The organism is Sphingomonas sp. PP-CE-3G-477 (assembly GCF_003050745.1).
In the GTDB taxonomy this organism is placed as follows: domain Bacteria; phylum Pseudomonadota; class Alphaproteobacteria; order Sphingomonadales; family Sphingomonadaceae; genus Sphingomonas.
The window spans coordinates 1,143,307-1,160,825 of the sequence record NZ_QAOF01000001.1 but is presented as its reverse complement, the minus strand read 5'-3'; the positions used below and the strand labels follow the sequence as shown (position 1 = coordinate 1,160,825).

Genomic DNA, 17,519 nt, shown 5'->3' with positions numbered 1-17,519 from the left:
TTCCGACTTAGAGACCGAGCGGACGTTTTTCGCGGATATGATCCATCAGCAGCCGCAAGGCAGTTGGAACGTGCCTGCGGCTGGAATAATACAAGTGATAGCCGGGACCGCTGGTGGCATGTGCTTCGAGCACACGACACAGACTACCGTTTTCGAGATGCGCCTTCAGCAGCGGCTCCATCGCGTACATCAGGCCGCCGCCTTCCAGCGCCATCGCCAGCATCGCCTGGCTTTCGTTGACGGTGATCCGTCCGGACACCGGGACCGCAAACTCGCCATCGGGACCGTCGAACTCCCACCGGTATATCCGATCGTCGCCGAGCCGTATTCCGATACACTGGTGATGCTGGAGTTCGTCGGGGTGTTTCGGCGTGCCTGCACGAGCCAGATAGGCCGGCGATCCGGCGACGATCCAGCATAGATCCGCCGACAGGCGCTGCGCGATCATGTCCTCCGGGACGGTCCCGCCATGACGGATGCCGGCATCGAAGCCTTCGCTGGTGATGTCGATCATCTGATTGGTCGCGACGACGTCGACCTCGATGTCCGGATAGCGTTCCAGGAACGATGGGAGCACCGGGCCGAGCAACAGCGTCGCGGCGTCGGCGGCGACGTTCAGCCTGATCCTACCGGCAGGCGCATCGCGGTACCGATTGAGCCGCTCGACCGCTTCGCCGACGATTTCCAGCGGACGGCCGATCGTCGCCTGAAGCTCCTCACCCGCCGCGGTCAGCGTGACCGCGCGATTGGTACGGTTGAGCAAGCGAACGCCGAGCCGCGTTTCCAGCGCTTTCAACGCATGGCTAAGACCCGACGCACTGAGACCGAGTTCGAGCCCCGCCCGGCGAAAATTACGGTGACGCGCGATCGCAAGAAAATAGGTCAGCTCCGTCAGATCGGAACGAGGGGCAGGCATCGCGGTACGTCTTTCTTCACACGGCGTCGGTCTCGCACTCTTGTAGAGAGGCGGCCGTTGCTGGCCATCCCCTTTCGAGAATGCGGACAGGCAACCATTCACGACTGCGGCCGGTTCGATCGGTGCTCGAACACGGGAGCGGTACGCCGCTTCCGCGACCGGCGTCCGCGTCCTCGCCTACCCCACCATGAGCGCTGCTCATCGACGCATGTAGCTGGCGTCATCGACAAGATGGGAAACTCTCTCCTTACAATGAGTTATAGTGGATTGGCCGCTCGGTACGAGCGCGGCACGCCATGCATTCGCCAATCGGGCCTTCCGAACCGGCGTGGCGGGGCACACAGAGGACGATGACGATGAACGGATTAGGGGAAATCGACGTGTCGCGTCGTGGAATTCTTATCGGGGGGGCCGCGTCTGCGGCAATGGTTGCGGTTCCAACGGGCGGCGCGGACGCCGCTGTCGGCCAGCCGCAGCCGCAACCCAGCATGATGCCGGTGTCGTTCGAGGTGAACGGCAAGCGCCGGACGCTGCAGGTCGACACGCGCACCACGCTGCTCGACGCGCTGCGCGAGAACATGAAGCTGACCGGCACCAAGAAGGGCTGCGACCACGGCCAGTGCGGTGCCTGCACCGTCATCGTCGACGGCAAGCGGATCAACTCGTGCCTCAGCCTCGCGGTGATGCACGAGGGCGACAAGATCACCACGATCGAGGGCCTCGGCACCGTCAAGGATCTGCACCCGATGCAGGCCGCGTTCGTCAAGCATGACGGTTACCAGTGCGGCTATTGCACGCCCGGTCAGATCTGCTCGGCCGTCGCGGTGCTCGGCGAGATCAAGGCGGGCGTCCCCAGCCACGTCACCGGAGACCTCACCGCCAAGCCGACCGCGTCCAACGCCGAGATGCGCGAACGGATGAGCGGCAACATCTGCCGGTGCGGCGCCTATTCCAACATCCTCGAAGCGATGACGGAAGTCGCGGGAGTCGACGCATGAAGCCCTTCACCTACGAGCGCGCCAAGACCGCGGCCGATGCCGCCAAGTCCGCGTTGCGTCCCGGCACCAAGTTCATCGCCGGCGGTACCAACCTGCTCGATCTGATGAAGTTGCAGATCGAGGCGCCGCAGCATCTGGTCGACGTCAACGGCCTCGGCTTCGACAAGATCGAGGCGACGCCGCAAGGTGGTCTCCGTATCGGTGCCTTGGTCAGCAACAGCGATCTCGCCGCCGACACCCGCGTCCGCCGAGACTACGGCGTGCTCACGCGCGCGATCGTCGCCGGTGCATCGGGACAGTTGCGCAACAAGGCGACGACTGCGGGCAATCTGCTCCAGCGCACGCGTTGCCCATACTTCTACGACACCAACCAAGCCTGCAATAAGCGCAAGCCCGGCTCGGGTTGTGCGGCCGTGGGCGGTTTCAGCCGCCAGCTCGGCGTGATCGGTACCAGCGACGCCTGCATCGCGACCTATCCTGGCGACATGGCGGTGGCGATGCGCGTGCTCGACGCGACGGTCGAGACCGTCAACGCGCAGGGGGCCGCACGCTCTATTCCGATAGCGGATTTCCACCGTCTTCCCGGCACCACCCCGCATGTCGAGACCGCGCTGGCACCGGGCGAACTGATCACCGCGGTGACGTTGCCCAAGCCGATCGGCGGCACGCATATCTACCGCAAGGTACGCGATCGCGCATCCTACGCCTTCGCGCTCGTCTCGGTCGCGGTCGTCGTACAGAAGGACGGCACCGGCCGGGTCGCGGTCGGTGGCATCGCGCCGCGACCTTGGCGCGTCGAGGCGGCGGAAGCTGCCATGCCGCAGGGGGCGAAGGCCGTCACCAACCGGCTGCTGGCTGGCGCACGGCCGACCGAAGAAAACGCCTTCAAGGTCTCGTTGACCGAACGGGCACTAGCATCAGCGATTGCGGAGGCCCGCGCATGAAGTTCACCACGCTTGCGGGCACCAATCCGATCGACCAGATGAAGGTCGTCGGCAAGCCGCACGTCCGTATCGATGGTCCTCTCAAGACCACCGGCGGCGCGCCCTACGCCTATGAGCATCACGAGGTGGCGAACCCCGCCTACGGCTACATCGTCGGCTCGGGCATCGCCAAGGGGCGGATCGCCTCGATGGACCTCGCGGATGCGAAGGCGGCACCCGGCGTGCTCGCGATCGTCACCGCGGCCGATGCAGGCAAGCTCGGCAAGGGCAAGATGAATACCGCCAAGCTGCTCGGCGGACCCGAGATCGACCATTATCACCAGGCGATCGCGGTCGTCGTCGCGGAAACCTTCGAACAGGCCCGCGCCGCCGCGGCGCTCGTGCGTGTCGACTATACCCGCGCGAAGGGCCGCTTCGACCTCGAGGCCGCCAAGCCCACCGCGACCAAGCTCACCGGCGACAATGCCGACAGCGCCGTCGGCGATTTCGCGGGCGCGTTCGCCAGCGCGCCGGTCAAGCTCGACCAGAACTACACCACCCCCGATCAGAGCCATGCGATGATGGAGCCGCACGCGTCGATCGCGTCGTGGGAAGGCGACAAGCTGACGGTCTGGACCTCGAACCAGTGGATCACGCCGACCAAGGCCGACCTAGCCACCACGCTCGGCTTGCCGCCGGAGAATGTCCGCCTGATCTCGCCCTATGTCGGCGGCGGCTTCGGCGGAAAGCTGTTCTTGCGCGCGGACGCCGTTATGGCGGCGCTCGGCGCGCGTGCCGCCAAGCGTCCGGTCAAGATCGCCCTCACCCGGCCGTTCATGACCAACAACGCGACGCATCGTCCCGCAACGATCCAGCGCGTCCGGATCGGTACCGACAAAGCCGGAAAGATCCTCGCGATCGGGCATGAGAGCTGGTCGGGCGATCTTCCCGACGGTGGCCCCGAGGCAGCCGTGCTCCAGACCCGACTGCTCTATGCGGGCGCGAACCGCCTGACGACAATGCGCCTCGCGGTACTCGATCTGCCCGAGGGTAATGCGATGCGTGCGCCAGGTGAGGCTCCAGGCCTGATGGTGCTCGAAGTCGCGATGGACGAGATGGCGGAAAAGCTCGGGATCGATCCGATCGAATTCCGCGTGATGAACGACACGCAGACCGATCCGGAAAAGCCCGGCCGTCGCTTTTCGCAGCGTCAGCTGGTCAAGTGCCTGCGCACCGGTGCCGACCAGTTCGGCTGGGCGCGGCGTAATCCCAAGCCTGCGCAGGTACAGGACGGCCGCTGGCTCGTCGGCATGGGCGTCGCGTCCGCGTTCCGCAACAACGTCAACCAGAAGTCCGGCGCGCGCGTGCGGCTGGACGGCAAGGGTATCGTCACCGTCGAGACCGACATGACCGATATCGGCACGGGCAGCTACACGATCATCGCGCAGACCGCGGCCGAGATGATGGGCGTCGGCATGGACAAGGTCGTCGTCAAGCTCGGTGACTCCGCGATGCCGAGCTCTGCCGGTTCGGGCGGCCAGTGGGGCGCGAACAGCTCGACTGCGGGTGTCTATGCGGCCTGCGTCAAGCTGCGTGAGGCGGTCGCGCAGAAGCTCGGCTTCAACATGACCGACATCGCCTTCAGCGATGGGGAAGTGCGCTCGGGCGGCAACCGCGTGGCACTCGCAAAGGCGGCGGCCGGCGGCGAGATCGTCGTCGAGGACACGATCGAGTTCGGCGACCTCGACAAGCAGTACCAGCAGTCGACCTTCGGCGCGCATTTCGTCGAGGCCGGCGTCGATCGGTACACCGGCGAAGTGCGGATCCGCCGTATGCTCGCGGTGTGCGCAGCAGGCCGCATCCTCAACCCGAAGACCGCCCGCAGCCAGGTGATCGGCGCGATGACGATGGGCGTCGGCGGGTCGCTGATGGAGGAACTCGCGGTCGACAAGCGCTTCGGCTTCTTCGTCAACCACGACCTCGCCAGCTACGAAGTCGCGGTCCATGCCGACATCCCGCATCAGGACGTCGTCTTCCTCGACGAGGCCGATCCCACCACCTCGCCGATGAAGGCAAAGGGTGTCGGCGAGCTGGGCCTGTGCGGTGTCGGCGCGGCGATCGCCAACGCGGTCTACAACGCGACCGGCGTGCGGGTACGCGACTATCCGATCACGCTCGAAAAGCATCTGGCCAAGCTGCCGCTCGTGGCGTGATGCTCCAGTGCCGGCGGGACGCATTCCGCCGGCACTGGCCGTCGAGCCGATCGACGAGGTGGACCGGAATGACGATCAAACGACCACGATGCTGATTCAGCGATGCGGGCATCGCTAAAGCCGCAACTATCCCGGCAAGAGGCCCGCGGCACGATAACTGTCGATCATCGTGTCGAAGAGCGCGATATCCGAACGGCCTCGTGCGAACAATTGTGCGCCCGCGAGCGCCGCATAGATCGCCCTCGCCCGGGTTTCGCTTTCGGCGAATCCGACGATGTCGGCTTCGACGAGCAATTTGCTCAGCCACGCGACGTTGACGTCGGCGAAGCCCTGCACCTCGGTCTTCACGGCATCCGGCAGGTCGTCGTACTCGGCCGCCATGAAGCTCGACAGGCAGATGCGGTTATCGTTCAAGAGCGATTTACGAAAGATCTCGGGATAGCGGCGGAGCGCATCGTGCGCGCGTGGTGTCTCGTCCGAGATCGCCGCCAATTGGGCGACGGTATCCTCCCAATAGCGCCGCGCCACTGCCGCACCGAGATCGGCCTTGGTCGGGAAATGATGATAGATGCTGGGCGCCTTGATCCCGACCTCGGCCGCGATGTCGCGGAAGTTCAGGCCGGTATAGCCGCGCGCCATCGCGCTTCGCTTCGCCGCGGCGAGCACGGCTTCCCTGGAGTTCGAACTCGCCATCCGCCCTGTCCATTCATAAACCGACCAAGTGATAGATAGACGTTGACGCGGGGCAGGCAAGTACGCATTTGATGGCTACCGATCACTTGGTAGGGACACGCCATGACCGTTCAAACGTCGCCATCGACCGCAAAGCTCCGCCTGTTCACTTCGCCTTCGGCATTCCCCAACCCGCAGCGCCTGCGCATCTTCCTGCATGAGAAGGACATCGCGGACCGCTTCGACGAAACGGTTTACGACATGTCGCCGGTCGGCGAGCAGCGCCAGTGGAAGCACCTCAAGATGAACCCGTGGGGCGAGACGCCGACGCTCGAACTGGCGGACGGCAGCTTCATCTCGGAGACCGCCGCGGTAGTACGCTATCTCGACCAAGCCTATCCGGGGCGGCGGATCATGGGCGAGACGCCGGAACAGCAGGGGCTCGACGCGATGTGGGACAACCGGATCTGGGTGCACATCCTTTACCGGATCACGACCGCGTTCCATGTCCTGCACCAGGGACTCGGGCCGAAGCTCGAGCTGACCGCGAACGCCGCGTGGGGTGAGCATTGCCGCAAGGAAGCGCTGTCCCATACCGCGCTGATCGACCGCCATCTGTCCGATGGTCGTGACTGGATGCTCGGCGGCGACGAACCGACTTTCTCGGATATCACGATGGCGACCGCGATCGCGTTCTCGAAGTTCAAGGTGAACGCGATGCCGCTCGACGAGCGCTATGAGCATATCGATGCGTTCTGGCAGCGCTGGCAGGGTCGGCCGACGTTCCTCGCCGCGTATGCGGATCGCAGCAGCGGCGTGCCGGAACTCGACGACCGGCCATAGCATATGCCCGCGTCGGTCGATGATCCTGACGCTTCGATACTGCCGCACGCGTCGAGGTTCGATCGACGCGTGCGGCTCGTCCTCGGCATAGTCGAGGGACGATGCGTTACGCGAAACCAGGCAGGCGGTATCCGAACGCCAAGGCATATCGGTGTGCCCCCTGCAACCGCACGCATTCATGGAATCCGGCGGGGGATTCACGTATGGTTGGCAAGCCCCTCGATGATGAACACACGGTACTCGGCACCTTTGAGGCGGTGCTCGCGTGCCTCCCGATACAGCGGGCTGTCATACCAGCCATGGGCCTCGGCGACGGACGCGAACTCCAGGATGACCGCGCCGTCGACTGCCGTACCTTCGAGCGTTTCGACCGCACCATAGAAAGCGAGCGGGGTGATCGCATGCCCCTCGCGTGCCAGTGGTGCGGTCTGCTGATAGGCGGTGAATTCCGCCGGATCGGTGATGCGATCGCGGACGAAGACGACATAGGCGGTCATAGGTTTTCCTTCCCAAAGTGCGGGGGACGATCAGGCGCTGCGCAGGACCGTCTTGAGGTTCATGAACTCGTGCAAGCCATATGGACCCAATTCGCGCCCATGTCCGGACGCCTTGATACCGCCGAACGGCGCTTCCGGGGAGGATGCGAGCATCTGGTTTATGGCGGTCATGCCCGCCTCGATGTCGCGCACGAACCGCTCCTGCTCGTCGGGGTCGTTGGTCCATACCGATGAGCCGAGGCCGTAGGGGATCGCATTGGCGATGCGAATCGCCTCCTCGATATCCGCGGCGCGGAAGACCATGGCGATAGGTCCGAACAGCTCCTCGGCCATGAAGGGGCTGTCGAGCGGCAGGTCGACGAGGATCCCCGCCGACAGGAACGCGCCCTTGCCGGGCAGCGCCTCGCCGCCTAACAACAGGCGCGCCCCCGCAGTATTCGCTTCGGCCAGTTGTCCGAGCACGGTGTCGCGCTGCTCGATGCTCGACAACGGCCCCATGTCGGTCGCGGCGTCCATCGGGTCTCCTGCCGTCACGGCGCGCATCGCCTCGGAGAATTTCGCGAGAAAAGCGTCGTAAATGTCCGCATGAACGATCATCCGCTTCCCACAGATGCAGGATTGCCCGGTGTTTTGGATCCGCGCGGTGACCGCCTGCTTTACCGCAGCGTCCAGATCCACCGACGGCATCACGATAAACGGATCCGACCCGCCAAGTTCGAGGACGACCTTCTTCAGTGCTCGGCCCGCTTGCTCGGCAACGGCACGCCCCGCCCCCTCGCTACCCGTCAACGTCACCGCGACGACGCGGTCGTCGGCGATGATGTCGGCGACCGCAGCGGATTTAATCGCCAGGTTTTGAAATACCCCATCGGGACCGCCGGCGGCGATCACCATCTCTTCCATCAACTGCGCGCAGCCCTGTACGATGCTCGCGTGCTTCAGCAGGCCGACATTGCCCGCGAGGATCGTTGGCGCAATGAAGCGGACCGCCTGCCAGTATGGGAAATTCCACGGCATGATCGCCAGCACCGGCCCCTGCGGCAGATACCGCACCTCCGTCGAGCCACCACCCGACAAGTCGATGTGGACGGGCTTCAGCATTGCCGGGCCTTGTTGCGCATAGTAGCGGAATGCCGCTGCGCACTTCCGGACTTCGGCCAACGCGGAGGCATGCGTCTTGCCCATTTCCGCTACCGCCATCCGGGCAAGCCGGTCGTCGTTCGCCTCATATTCTTCGGCGATCCGTTCGAGTAGCGCGGCGCGCTCCGATATGGCCACGTCGCGCCAGTCACGAAAGGCCGCCGCTGCCTTGTCGAGCTTTGCATCGACCTCCGCTCCGGTGAGCTCGGGATAAGTTGCGATTTCGTCCCCGGTTGCGGGATTGACGCTGCGAAACATGGAGCCTCCTGGGCATATCGTTGCGTATGACGACACCTGTCAGACCAATGCGGTCGCGAAGACAGAGTTCCTGCGGGATCGCGCGGGGTCGGTGCGGTCGCGACAGACCGGTATCCGCGGGCGTTCGGCGCGGCCTTGCGGTCGACTACCGATCATTCCTGCAAGAGAACACCACTGCACTAAGAGCTCTCGGATTCCCGTCAGCCGACGTCCATTTCGGTTGCCCATAGTCCAGTGGGCACGCTCGGTAACGTCGCCCTGCCGACGCCGATCTTTCCTCTCGGTATCGATCAACCGGTCGTGTAGTGGAGCCGCACGCGCTGCTTCCAGTTGGCAGCGCAGTGACGGATCAAGATCAACGCATGGCTCGCAAGCATTCGAAACACGGCCCGTACGAAGACACGAATGTGGACGAAGAGGTTGCAGCGACGGTGCCCCCCTGCTGGTTATGTGGTCGGCCGACCGGCAAGACCATCGTCTGGCACCACCCCGTACCCAAGAGCCGCGGCGGCCGCGATGTCGTACCGATGCACCCGATTTGCCAGCAGACCGTGACAGCCAATTTCACGAACTCCGAGCTTGAGCGTCACGGGATGAATGCCGAAGCGCTGCTGGCCGAACCTGCGGTGCGCAAATTCGTCGATTGGGTCGCCAAGAAAGACCCCGATTTCACCGCTGGCACGACCAAGAAACAGCGCTGAGGCGAACCAGACCGTCGTCGACAACGGCTGTCCGAGACGCGTCCGATCATCGCTCCGACGGGCCAGAGCCGCGATCGACCACCCTGCCGGATCGATACTGCTCGGTGGCATGGATCAACGCGATGGCTTGGCGAACAGGGGGGACACGAACGCGATCGTGATGATGCCGGCGATCAGCAGGAGTATGGTCGCGATCACATGATCGTCGATCGCCTCGGCAAGCCAGTGCTCCAGGGTCAGGGCAAGTGTCAGCGCGCCGACGATCGATGCCCCCGCGAGCAGGCCGACGAGCGCCCTTTGTCGTCGGCCGGGACCGCGCCGATCGCCTCCTGCCCTACTGCCCATCAGGACGATCCGCGGGCGCGTCATTGCGCCATCGGCCTGAATGGCATCGGCCTGAATGGCATCGGTTTGAATCCGGCAATGCCGCGCAGATATTGCATCCGCGCAGCGACGATCGCGAGCGTGTTGGGCACGGTGACGATCGCCTGCTCGATGGGTGGGCGATGACGACCGATGTGCTGGCTACCCGGCAAGCCGACGCCGTCGTTGGAGATACTGAACGCGCGACTGCCATTGCGTTTGTGAATGACCAGCACGGCGTAGCGGCCTGGCCTCGGTACGGCGACGCACAGGCTTACCATCCCATCGGGTGGAACGGCGGTCACGACCCGACGAAACACCTTACCCGCACGGAGCAAAGCATCGTCGTCGGCAAGAAAATCGTCCGCGTTCGCCGGATACAGCTCGAGCTTCAGCCGCCCGCTCCGATCGCGCAGGCCTGACACGTCGATCCGGATACCCGGTTCGGATGCCGCGCAATCGTTGTGCAAACCAGAGCCGATCGCGCCTGAAGCGCTAACCGCCATCGGCACCGAGCCAGGGTGTTGAAGTGCAGCGGACGTGACGCCGAGCAGGAGAGCGAGCAACATGATGTTCGGTCCTCTATGGGCAGGGCTGCCCGCAAGCGGTGCCCTGCCCTGTTCTCTCGGAAGGGAACGGCCTGACCCGTTCGGCGCTGGATCAGAAGATGTGGCGCACGCCGATCGTGCCGGACAGCGTCCGCAGCGTCGGTTCGTAGCGGGTCGCCACGCCGGCATCCTGCCCGTCGAACGCCAGCTTGCTGGTCTGCGCGTAGCGGCCGCCGATCTCGAGAGTGGTCTTCGCGGCGACATTGATGCCGATGCCGGCGTCGCCGTGCCACGTCATGCCCCAGTCCTTGCCCGAATAGCTGCTGCCGACGCCCGACGCACCGACCCGCGACAGGTTGGCATCGACCCGCGATGCACCGATGCCGCCGCCGATATAGGGTACGAACACCGCGTGCAGCGGGATATCGACATAGCCGGATACACTGACATTGTACGACCGCGTCCGGCCCGACGCCGGCAGATTGCTCGTACCGAGGTCCTTAAGGTTCAGGCTGTTCCCATTATAGCCGATCGTCTGCTCGATGCGGAACATCCCGAAATCATAGCCTCCGCCGATCTCGCCGGTCAGCCCGGTCTTGTATTTCGTCTTGTCGTCGAACTGCGACGGTAGAGTGTCGACGTCGAACTTCTGCTCGGAATTGACCGAGGCGCCAGCACGCGCGACGGCATAGATGCCGCGCGCCGGAGCATCCTGCGCCTGGCCAGCGACGGAAAAAGCAGCAGCGCCGAGGGCAATCACGCGGGCAAATACGGAACGGGTCATGGAGAAGCCTTTCTTCGGGTTCCGCCTTTCGGGGCGGTGTCGAACAGGCTGATGGCGGGGGACGATGAACGCTCGTCGTGGATTCGGTGTAGGAATGATGAAGCGGTGCCTCCATCGTTCGTCCACAATTCGCGACGAAGGCGTATGAGAACCCAGTGATCCGAAGGATTATCGCGTGACTGACCGTATCCTGATCGTCGAAGACGAACGCGAGATCGCCGAATTGCTTGCCGCCTATGTCGAGCGCGCGGGGTATGAAGTCGTGAAAGCGGGCACGGTGCAGGACGCGATCCGCGCCCACGCCCAGTCGAACCCCGCGCTCGTGCTGCTCGACATCGGCCTGCCCGGTGGCGACGGGCTCGACGTTCTCACCACGATCCGCCGCCGCGTCGACACGCCGGTCATCATGATCACCGCGCATGACGACGAGGTGACCAAGCTGTCGTCGCTCCGGATCGGTGCTGACGATTACGTTGTTAAACCGTTCAACCCGTCCGAAGTCGTCGAGCGCATCCGGGCCGTGCTGCGCCGTACGCAAGGCGCGACCAACCGCCGCACCCTGTCGGTCGGCACGTTGCTGATCGAACTCGACGCAAGGGTCGTCAGCTGTCGCCCGGCCGACGACGGGGAGGCGATCCGGATCCTGTTGACCCCGAGCGAATTCGAGATCCTCGCGCACATGGCGCGGCAGCCACGACGTGCCTTCACGCGCGCCGAACTGCTCGAGGCGGCCTCCCCCGACAGCGACGCATATGACCGGGTCGTCGACAGCCACCTCTCGAAACTACGGCAGAAGCTCGCGGCGGCCGGCTGCGTCGGCATGATCGAACCCGTGCGCGGAATGGGGTATCGACTATGGCCGGACTGCTGAACCGCATCGTCACGCGGATGGTCGTGCTCGCGGCGGCGACCACGATCATCACGATGCTGCTCGGTCTGGTCGCGTATATCGCAGCGGTTCACTACCGACTGAGCGTGACGACGCAGCACATGCCGCCCAAGGCCCGCGAGCAGCTCGAATTCCTCGTGCGGACGCACCAGGAGGGGAGCGATCGCTATTTCGACCTGTTCGACCGCTATGGCGCCAAGGCCCCGGCGATTACCGACCTCGGCTTTGTCGGGACGATCGCGCTGGTTTCGATCCTCGTCGGCGGCGGCGTCGCGATGATCTTCGCCCGCCGCATCAGCCGACCGATCACCGCGGTGGCACGCGCGGCGGCGCTCGTCTCTGCAGGCGATCGATCGGTCAGGGTGGAGCGCGGCAAGACATCGGGCGAGACCGGCGACCTGATCGAAAGCTTCAACCGAATGGCCGCCGACATCGATGCTTATGAGCGAGAACGCACCGTACTGACTGCGGGAATCGCGCACGAACTCCGCACGCCCCTGACCATCTTGAAAGGACGGCTGCACGGGCTGGCGGATGGCGTGATCGATCCGGCGACCGGCGAGGCCGATCGGCTGCTGCGCCAGGTTGAGCACCTGTCGCATCTGGTCGAGGATCTGCGGACCCTCGCGCATGCCGATGCCGGGGAACTCGATCTCGACAGACGACCGGTCGACCTTGCGGTGCTGCTGGGAATGGCTGTCGGCGATCTTCGCGCATCGGCAGCCGAACGCGGTGTCTCCATCACCGAGTCCTACGAAACGGTATGCGTTCGGGGCGACCCCGTCCGTTTGACCCAGGTGACGACGAACATACTCACCAACGCGATCAAGCATGCCCCCGATCACAGCACCATCGACGTCGCCGTGTTTACCGCGACCGGCCATGCGATCGTCAGCGTGACCGACGAGGGCGACGGCTTCGCGCCCGCGGACGAAACGCGCATGTTCATGCCGTTCTGGCGCGCCGGCACCGACAAGCTCGCCGGGCGCCCCGGCAGCGGCGTGGGCCTAACACTCGCGGCGAAGATCGCCGAGGCACATGGCGGACGTATCCGCGCGAAGAACCGCGTCGACCGATCGGGCGCGTGTTTCTCGGTATGGCTGCCACTCTGATCTTCGGCGTCTTCTGCCACGACACCTGCACCTGCTCTCCATCGCATCTCCACCGTGCGCTGCTCTGTACCGAACACCGGGATCGTCCCGGCGAGCAATCGGCGCGCATCGTCTGACGGTCGCGCCCGGGAGAAAGATCGATGACGACATCTCGTACATTCCGCGCAGCCATCGGTGTCGCCGTCCTCACCGGCACGGCGGCGAGCGCAAGCGCAGCAACCCCGGTGACCGGCAACTGGCTCACCGACGAAGGCAAGGCACTGGTCAGGATCGAACCCTGCGGAAAGGCGATCTGCGGCCGGATCGTCAAGGTGCTCAAGCAAGAGCCCGGCAAGCCGACTACCGACATTGCCAATCCCGATCCCTCCAAACGCGCCAATCCGATCGAGGGAACCTTCATCCTGACCGGGTTCATGGACGCCGGATCGATCTGGAAAGGCAGGATCTACAATCCCGACAGCGGCAAGAGCTACAATGCCCGGTTGGCCAAGAACCCCGACGGTACGCTGAAGGTCGAAGGATGCGTTGCGTTCCTGTGCCGGGGCCCGACCTGGCAACCCGCCCGCTGATATCCTCGAAATTGCTCTGGGAGCACGACATGACGACGACATTACGCAGCGAGGCTGTGAAGGACAGCATCGGCAGCCGGATCCTCAACCCAAAGCGGGACCTGCTCGCCGGCCATCTCGCCGCCGACATCCGCAACTTGCTCGAGGAGCGTGGAGTGCTGGTCTTTCCCGAGATCCACTTCACCGAAACCGAACAGATCGCGTTCACACAGACGTTGGGAACGCTGGCATCGGAGGGTAGCGACGGTCGGATGACCGCGCAGATCTCGCTCGATGCGCGGCACAATCCGGCCACCGCGGAGTTCCTCAAGGGGTCGCTCTACTGGCACATCGATGGCACGAACAGCGACGTGCCGATCCTTGCTTCGCTGCTGTCCTGCGTGGTCCCCGCGCCGAGCGGCGGGAACACGGGCTTCTGCAACACCTACGCGGCCTATGACGACCTGCCCGACGCGGAAAAAGCCGTTTACGACGCGTTGCGCGTCATCCACGGTCCGTGGGCCTCGCTCTTCTACTATCGACCCGAGCCGACGCTCGACATGCTGAAGACGATGCAGTCGCTCGGCGAAAAGGAGCTACCGCTCGTCTGGACGCACGCCTCGGGGCGGAAGTCGCTCATTCTCGGCTGCACGGCGCGCAGCGTGGTCGGTCTTGCCGACCGGGAGAGCACCGCCATGCTCGTCGGCCTGCGCGAATGGGCGACGAGTCCCCGGTTCAGCTACAGCCACAGTTGGAAGGCCGGCGACCTCGTCATGTGGGACAATACCGGGACGATGCACCGTGCCGAGTCCTATGATCCGGCCTGTGGACGCCTCATGCTCCGCACGAAGCTGGAGGGCGACGAAGCGTTCGCCTGATCGACCCGAGCAGCGGTTGCATCGCCTTACGCTGCCGGTGGCCGGGGCGCAGTGCTCTCTTTCGGGATGGCCGGCATCGCGAACGTCTTCGACAGGCCATGGTACAGCTTCTCGCGACACACCCATCGGCTGGCGGCATCGGCAATAAAGGCGGTCGCGAACATGGGGAGCATCAAACCGCGGCTGGCGGTCGTCTCCGACAGGATGATGACGGCGGTCAACGGCGCGCGAACGACGCCGGTGAAATACGCGACCATGCCCAGAATGACGACCGCGCTTGCCGGATCGCCGGGAAAAAGCTCGCGCAGCAGATTTCCCACGCCTGCGCCGACCGCGAGCGATGGCGCGAAGATGCCGCCCGGCAGACCGGCGATCGCAGTTGCCGCCGTCGCCGCGAACTTGGCCGGCCCGAACCACAGTGGAGCGTCGACCCCGACGATCATCGCCCGTGCCGCGGAATAGCCGGTCCCCCAGGTCAACCCGGTGAACACGCCGAGCAACGCCACGATGACGCCGCATGCGCCTGCGAATTTCACCGGATTGGCCCGAGTCCATCCCGTGATCCGGTTGCGGCCTAGCGCCATCGCCAGCAGCGTGCGGGAGAAAAGTCCGCCCGCCATCCCGCCGACGATCCCGGCAACGGGTGTCACGAGCAACGCCGACAGGAGCGGCAGATGCGCGCCGATCGCTCCAAAGTAGATATAGTCTCCCTGCACGGACTGCGCGACCATACCTGCGATCACGATGGCAGCGAGCACCAGCAACGTCACGCGTTGCTCATACGCCGACGCCAGTTCCTCGATCGCGAACATCAGCCCTGCCAGCGGCGTGTTGAACGCCGCCGCGACGCCCGCCGCGCCGCCAGCGATCACCACCCCGCCCCGCAGCGGCACGCGGACCAGGCGATGCGTCAGGCCCATCACCGCCGCAGCGATCTGAACGGTCGGCCCCTCGCGCCCAACCGACGCACCGCTCAGCACCGCGCCGATCGTCAGCACGGCCTTCGCACCGACCGTCCCCGGCGATATCAGGCTGCGCGTTGCCGCGTCGGGATCAGCCTGAGCGGCGATAACCTGGGGAATACCCGATCCCCGCGCAAACGGCGCATAGCGCCGCGTCAGCCACACCAGTGCCATGAAACCCAGCGGCGTCGTCAGAAGCGGCAACCAGTGCCACCGGTGCGCGTACCCGCCAAACACGAGCGCCGCCCAGTCTGCCGCCTCGGCGAACAGTGTCGCGAGCACCCCGACGAGGATGGCCCCCGTCAGGATGGCGGCACGCGTACGGAACTGCACCGACCGTGGCCCCCGTGTGCGCAGCAAGGCGCGATAGCGCGACGGGGTCCAGCGCTTTGCGGGCATCAAGCGATCGAGTAGGCCAACCATCGCATCGACCTAGATGACGCCGGCGCCTACGTCACCCCGGCCCGAAGCTGTGAACGGGCCTGCACGATCGGTCACACCGTTCGCCAGAAGGTCGCGGCTCAAGCGAGCACCTAGTGCTAAAGCCGCATATCGTCGGAAACATCCCGGACGTTGCTGGTCGAGCCAATCCAGCTGACGGCGCTTTGCGATATTTGCGATCAATGCAGCTTGAGCCGGGGGCGGACGATCTTGTTGACATGGCCGACCATGATCAGTGCGCTCCCTTTCAGCCAGCCGTGGATCGCGATGAGATGCATCCGGTACAGCGACAGATACACGAACCGCGCAAGCCGTCCCTCGATCGCGAGCTTGCCGCCGACGAGGTTGCCCATCAGCGTGCCGACCGTCGAGAAGCGGCTGAGCGACACCAGCGAGCCATGATCCTTGTAGACGAAGGGCCGCGTCGGCTTGCCATCCATGAGACGGTTGAGGTTGTCGAACACCGCTGATGCCATCTGGTGCGCGGCCTGCGCGCGCGGCGGTACCGGCCGGTCCCGACCGGGCAGCAGGCAGGACGCGCAGTCTCCCATCGCGAACACGCGCTCGTCGATCGCCGTCTGCAATGTCGGCGTCACCACGATCTGGCCGCTACGCGACAGTTCGAGATCGTCCAGTCCGCCTGGGATGGTCGCCGCCTTGACCCCCGCCGCCCAGACCTGGAGATCGGCGTCGATCCGCTCGCCGGTCCCGATCGTCATACCGTTTCGATCCGATGCCGTGACCGGCGTATTGGTCAGCACGCGTACCCCGAGCGCCTCCAACTCCCGATGCGCCGCGTGGGCAAGGCGCTCGGGCAACGCCGGGAGGATGCGCGGGCCAGCCTCGATCAACGATACGTCGAGTCGGCTGCCATCGAAGACTTCCAGCCCGTAATAGCCTAGCGCCGCGGCGGCATTGAAGAGTTCGGCGGAGAGTTCGACACCGGTCGCGCCGCCACCGACGATCGCCACGCGGACACGCGCGTTGCTGGCCGGATCGGTGGTCAGCATCCGCGAGACGCGCAGGCACTGGTCGAGCAGGCGATCGCGGAATCGATCCGCCTGCGCGCGGCTGTCGAGGAACGTGCAATTCTCGGCAACGCCAGGCGTACCGAAATCGTTGGTGACCGAGCCATAGGCCAGCACGAGATAGTCGTAGCGGATCGAGTGCGCGGCGATCACTTCGCGACCGTCCTCGTCGTGTACCGGCGCGAGATGGACCTGGCGTGCGGCACGGTCGATCGCCGCGAGCGCGCCATAGAAGAACCGGTAGCCCCAGCGGTGGCAATGGCTACGATAACCGACCTCGTCCATGTTGGCGTCGAGCGACCCCGTCGCGACCTCGTGCAACAGCGGCTTCCAGATGTGCGTCCGACTGCGATCGACGACGATGATGTCGTGACGCTTGCGTCCATAGCGTGCACCCAGACGGGTCGCGAGTTCGAGCCCTGCGGCACCGCCGCCGACGATGACGATCTGGATTTTGTTGCCGGTCATGATGCGATACCTTGCGTAGTGAAGCTGGCGACCCAGACTGGGGTTGCGCCTGTGAAACTGCCTCCCCCGTCGGCCGGAACCGCCGAAACCTTGCCGTGCGAGCCGGTTTTGGCGATCGTAACCGCCGCGGGCTCATCATGGTCGAGACGGTAGATTCGCCGACAAGGTTTGCCGACGCATACGTCGACACGATCGTCGCGGCTGCCGCAACGTCTCGGTGGACGCTTTATTATCATTTTGGCAGCAAGGACAGACCGTATCCCGCCGTGTTGCCGACCCAAGGACCAAGCGGCATGCGAGCGGCCGGTTTCGCGGCTCGATGCCGGCCCCTCGCCGA

18 protein-coding genes are annotated in these 17,519 nt (G+C 64.9%); 9 read left to right on the top strand and 9 right to left on the bottom strand.

Annotated elements, in window-relative coordinates:
* Nucleotides 1-7: 7 nt before the first annotated feature.
* Nucleotides 8-916: a LysR family transcriptional regulator gene (locus C8J45_RS05335; protein ID WP_107962127.1), complete on the bottom strand. Its 909-nt coding sequence runs from the start codon at nt 914-916 to the stop codon at nt 8-10.
* A 356-nt stretch (nt 917-1,272) separates the two neighbouring features.
* Here C8J45_RS05335 and paoA point away from each other — a divergent pair, with 356 nt between their 5' ends.
* From paoA to paoC, 3 genes are read left to right on the top strand one after another with little or no spacing between them, the layout of a single operon-like run.
* A complete protein-coding gene (paoA, locus tag C8J45_RS05330) occupies nt 1,273-1,914 on the top strand; it encodes an aldehyde dehydrogenase iron-sulfur subunit PaoA (RefSeq protein WP_107962289.1) in 642 nt (213 codons plus the stop codon).
* On the top strand, nt 1,911-2,858 hold the full coding sequence (locus tag C8J45_RS05325) for a xanthine dehydrogenase family protein subunit M (RefSeq protein ID WP_107962126.1): 948 nt from the start codon (nt 1,911-1,913) through the stop codon (nt 2,856-2,858). Before paoA ends, C8J45_RS05325 begins: the two co-directional genes overlap by 4 nt.
* Nucleotides 2,855-5,050: an aldehyde oxidoreductase molybdenum-binding subunit PaoC gene (gene paoC, locus C8J45_RS05320; RefSeq protein WP_107962125.1), complete on the top strand. Its 2,196-nt coding sequence runs from the start codon at nt 2,855-2,857 to the stop codon at nt 5,048-5,050. The genes C8J45_RS05325 and paoC overlap by 4 nt, the downstream gene beginning before the upstream one ends.
* Nucleotides 5,051-5,176: 126 nt before the next feature.
* Here the strand turns inward: paoC and C8J45_RS05315 are convergent, their stop codons facing one another.
* Nucleotides 5,177-5,743, bottom strand: a complete 567-nt coding sequence (locus C8J45_RS05315; RefSeq protein ID WP_107962124.1) for a TetR/AcrR family transcriptional regulator — start codon at nt 5,741-5,743, stop codon at nt 5,177-5,179.
* Nucleotides 5,744-5,845: 102 nt separating this feature from the next.
* Here C8J45_RS05315 and C8J45_RS05310 point away from each other — a divergent pair, with 102 nt between their 5' ends.
* Nucleotides 5,846-6,565, top strand: a complete 720-nt coding sequence (locus C8J45_RS05310; protein ID WP_107962123.1) for a glutathione S-transferase family protein — start codon at nt 5,846-5,848, stop codon at nt 6,563-6,565.
* Between the two features lie 197 nt (nt 6,566-6,762).
* On the opposite strand, the gene C8J45_RS05305 is transcribed toward C8J45_RS05310, so the two are convergent.
* Nucleotides 6,763-7,062, bottom strand: a complete 300-nt coding sequence (locus C8J45_RS05305) for a DUF1330 domain-containing protein (RefSeq protein WP_107962122.1) — start codon at nt 7,060-7,062, stop codon at nt 6,763-6,765.
* A 30-nt stretch (nt 7,063-7,092) separates the two neighbouring features.
* Nucleotides 7,093-8,460 carry an NAD-dependent succinate-semialdehyde dehydrogenase gene (locus C8J45_RS05300; RefSeq protein ID WP_107962121.1) on the bottom strand — a complete coding sequence of 456 codons (1,368 nt, stop codon included), beginning with the start codon at nt 8,458-8,460 and terminating at the stop codon, nt 7,093-7,095.
* Nucleotides 8,461-8,822: 362 nt separating this feature from the next.
* Between C8J45_RS05300 and C8J45_RS05295 the strand changes: the two genes are divergently transcribed.
* Nucleotides 8,823-9,161 carry a hypothetical protein gene (locus C8J45_RS05295; RefSeq protein ID WP_107962288.1) on the top strand — a complete coding sequence of 113 codons (339 nt, stop codon included), beginning with the start codon at nt 8,823-8,825 and terminating at the stop codon, nt 9,159-9,161.
* 114 nt (nt 9,162-9,275) lie between these two features.
* Here C8J45_RS05295 and C8J45_RS05290 read toward each other — a convergent pair whose 3' ends face one another.
* From C8J45_RS05290 to C8J45_RS05280, 3 genes are all read right to left on the bottom strand, one after another.
* Entirely contained in the window at nt 9,276-9,530 is a 255-nt protein-coding gene (locus tag C8J45_RS05290; RefSeq protein WP_107962120.1) for a hypothetical protein, read from the bottom strand.
* Nucleotides 9,527-10,093, bottom strand: coding sequence for a DUF2141 domain-containing protein (locus tag C8J45_RS05285; RefSeq protein WP_181321096.1), 567 nt, complete (start codon nt 10,091-10,093; stop codon nt 9,527-9,529). The genes C8J45_RS05290 and C8J45_RS05285 overlap by 4 nt, the downstream gene beginning before the upstream one ends.
* Nucleotides 10,094-10,184: 91 nt before the next feature.
* Nucleotides 10,185-10,856: an outer membrane protein gene (locus C8J45_RS05280; protein ID WP_107962118.1), complete on the bottom strand. Its 672-nt coding sequence runs from the start codon at nt 10,854-10,856 to the stop codon at nt 10,185-10,187.
* Nucleotides 10,857-11,031: 175 nt separating this feature from the next.
* Here C8J45_RS05280 and C8J45_RS05275 point away from each other — a divergent pair, with 175 nt between their 5' ends.
* The 4 genes from C8J45_RS05275 to C8J45_RS05260 all read left to right on the top strand — a co-directional run bounded on the left by C8J45_RS05275 (nt 11,032) and on the right by C8J45_RS05260 (nt 14,283).
* Entirely contained in the window at nt 11,032-11,727 is a 696-nt protein-coding gene (locus C8J45_RS05275; RefSeq protein WP_107962117.1) for a response regulator, read from the top strand.
* Nucleotides 11,712-12,857: a HAMP domain-containing sensor histidine kinase gene (locus C8J45_RS05270; protein ID WP_107962116.1), complete on the top strand. Its 1,146-nt coding sequence runs from the start codon at nt 11,712-11,714 to the stop codon at nt 12,855-12,857. Before C8J45_RS05275 ends, C8J45_RS05270 begins: the two co-directional genes overlap by 16 nt.
* A 140-nt stretch (nt 12,858-12,997) precedes the next feature.
* Nucleotides 12,998-13,426 (top strand): DUF2147 domain-containing protein, encoded by a 429-nt coding sequence (locus C8J45_RS05265; protein ID WP_107962115.1) that lies wholly within the window; start codon nt 12,998-13,000, stop codon nt 13,424-13,426.
* Nucleotides 13,427-13,455: 29 nt separating this feature from the next.
* Nucleotides 13,456-14,283 (top strand): TauD/TfdA family dioxygenase, encoded by an 828-nt coding sequence (locus C8J45_RS05260; protein ID WP_107962114.1) that lies wholly within the window; start codon nt 13,456-13,458, stop codon nt 14,281-14,283.
* Nucleotides 14,284-14,309: 26 nt separating this feature from the next.
* Here C8J45_RS05260 and C8J45_RS05255 read toward each other — a convergent pair whose 3' ends face one another.
* Both C8J45_RS05255 and C8J45_RS05250 read right to left on the bottom strand, forming a co-directional pair.
* Nucleotides 14,310-15,668, bottom strand: a complete 1,359-nt coding sequence (locus tag C8J45_RS05255) for a chloride channel protein (protein WP_107962113.1) — start codon at nt 15,666-15,668, stop codon at nt 14,310-14,312.
* Between the two features lie 197 nt (nt 15,669-15,865).
* A complete protein-coding gene (locus C8J45_RS05250) occupies nt 15,866-17,182 on the bottom strand; it encodes an NAD(P)/FAD-dependent oxidoreductase (protein WP_107962112.1) in 1,317 nt (438 codons plus the stop codon).
* Between the last annotated feature and the right edge of the window lie 337 nt (nt 17,183-17,519).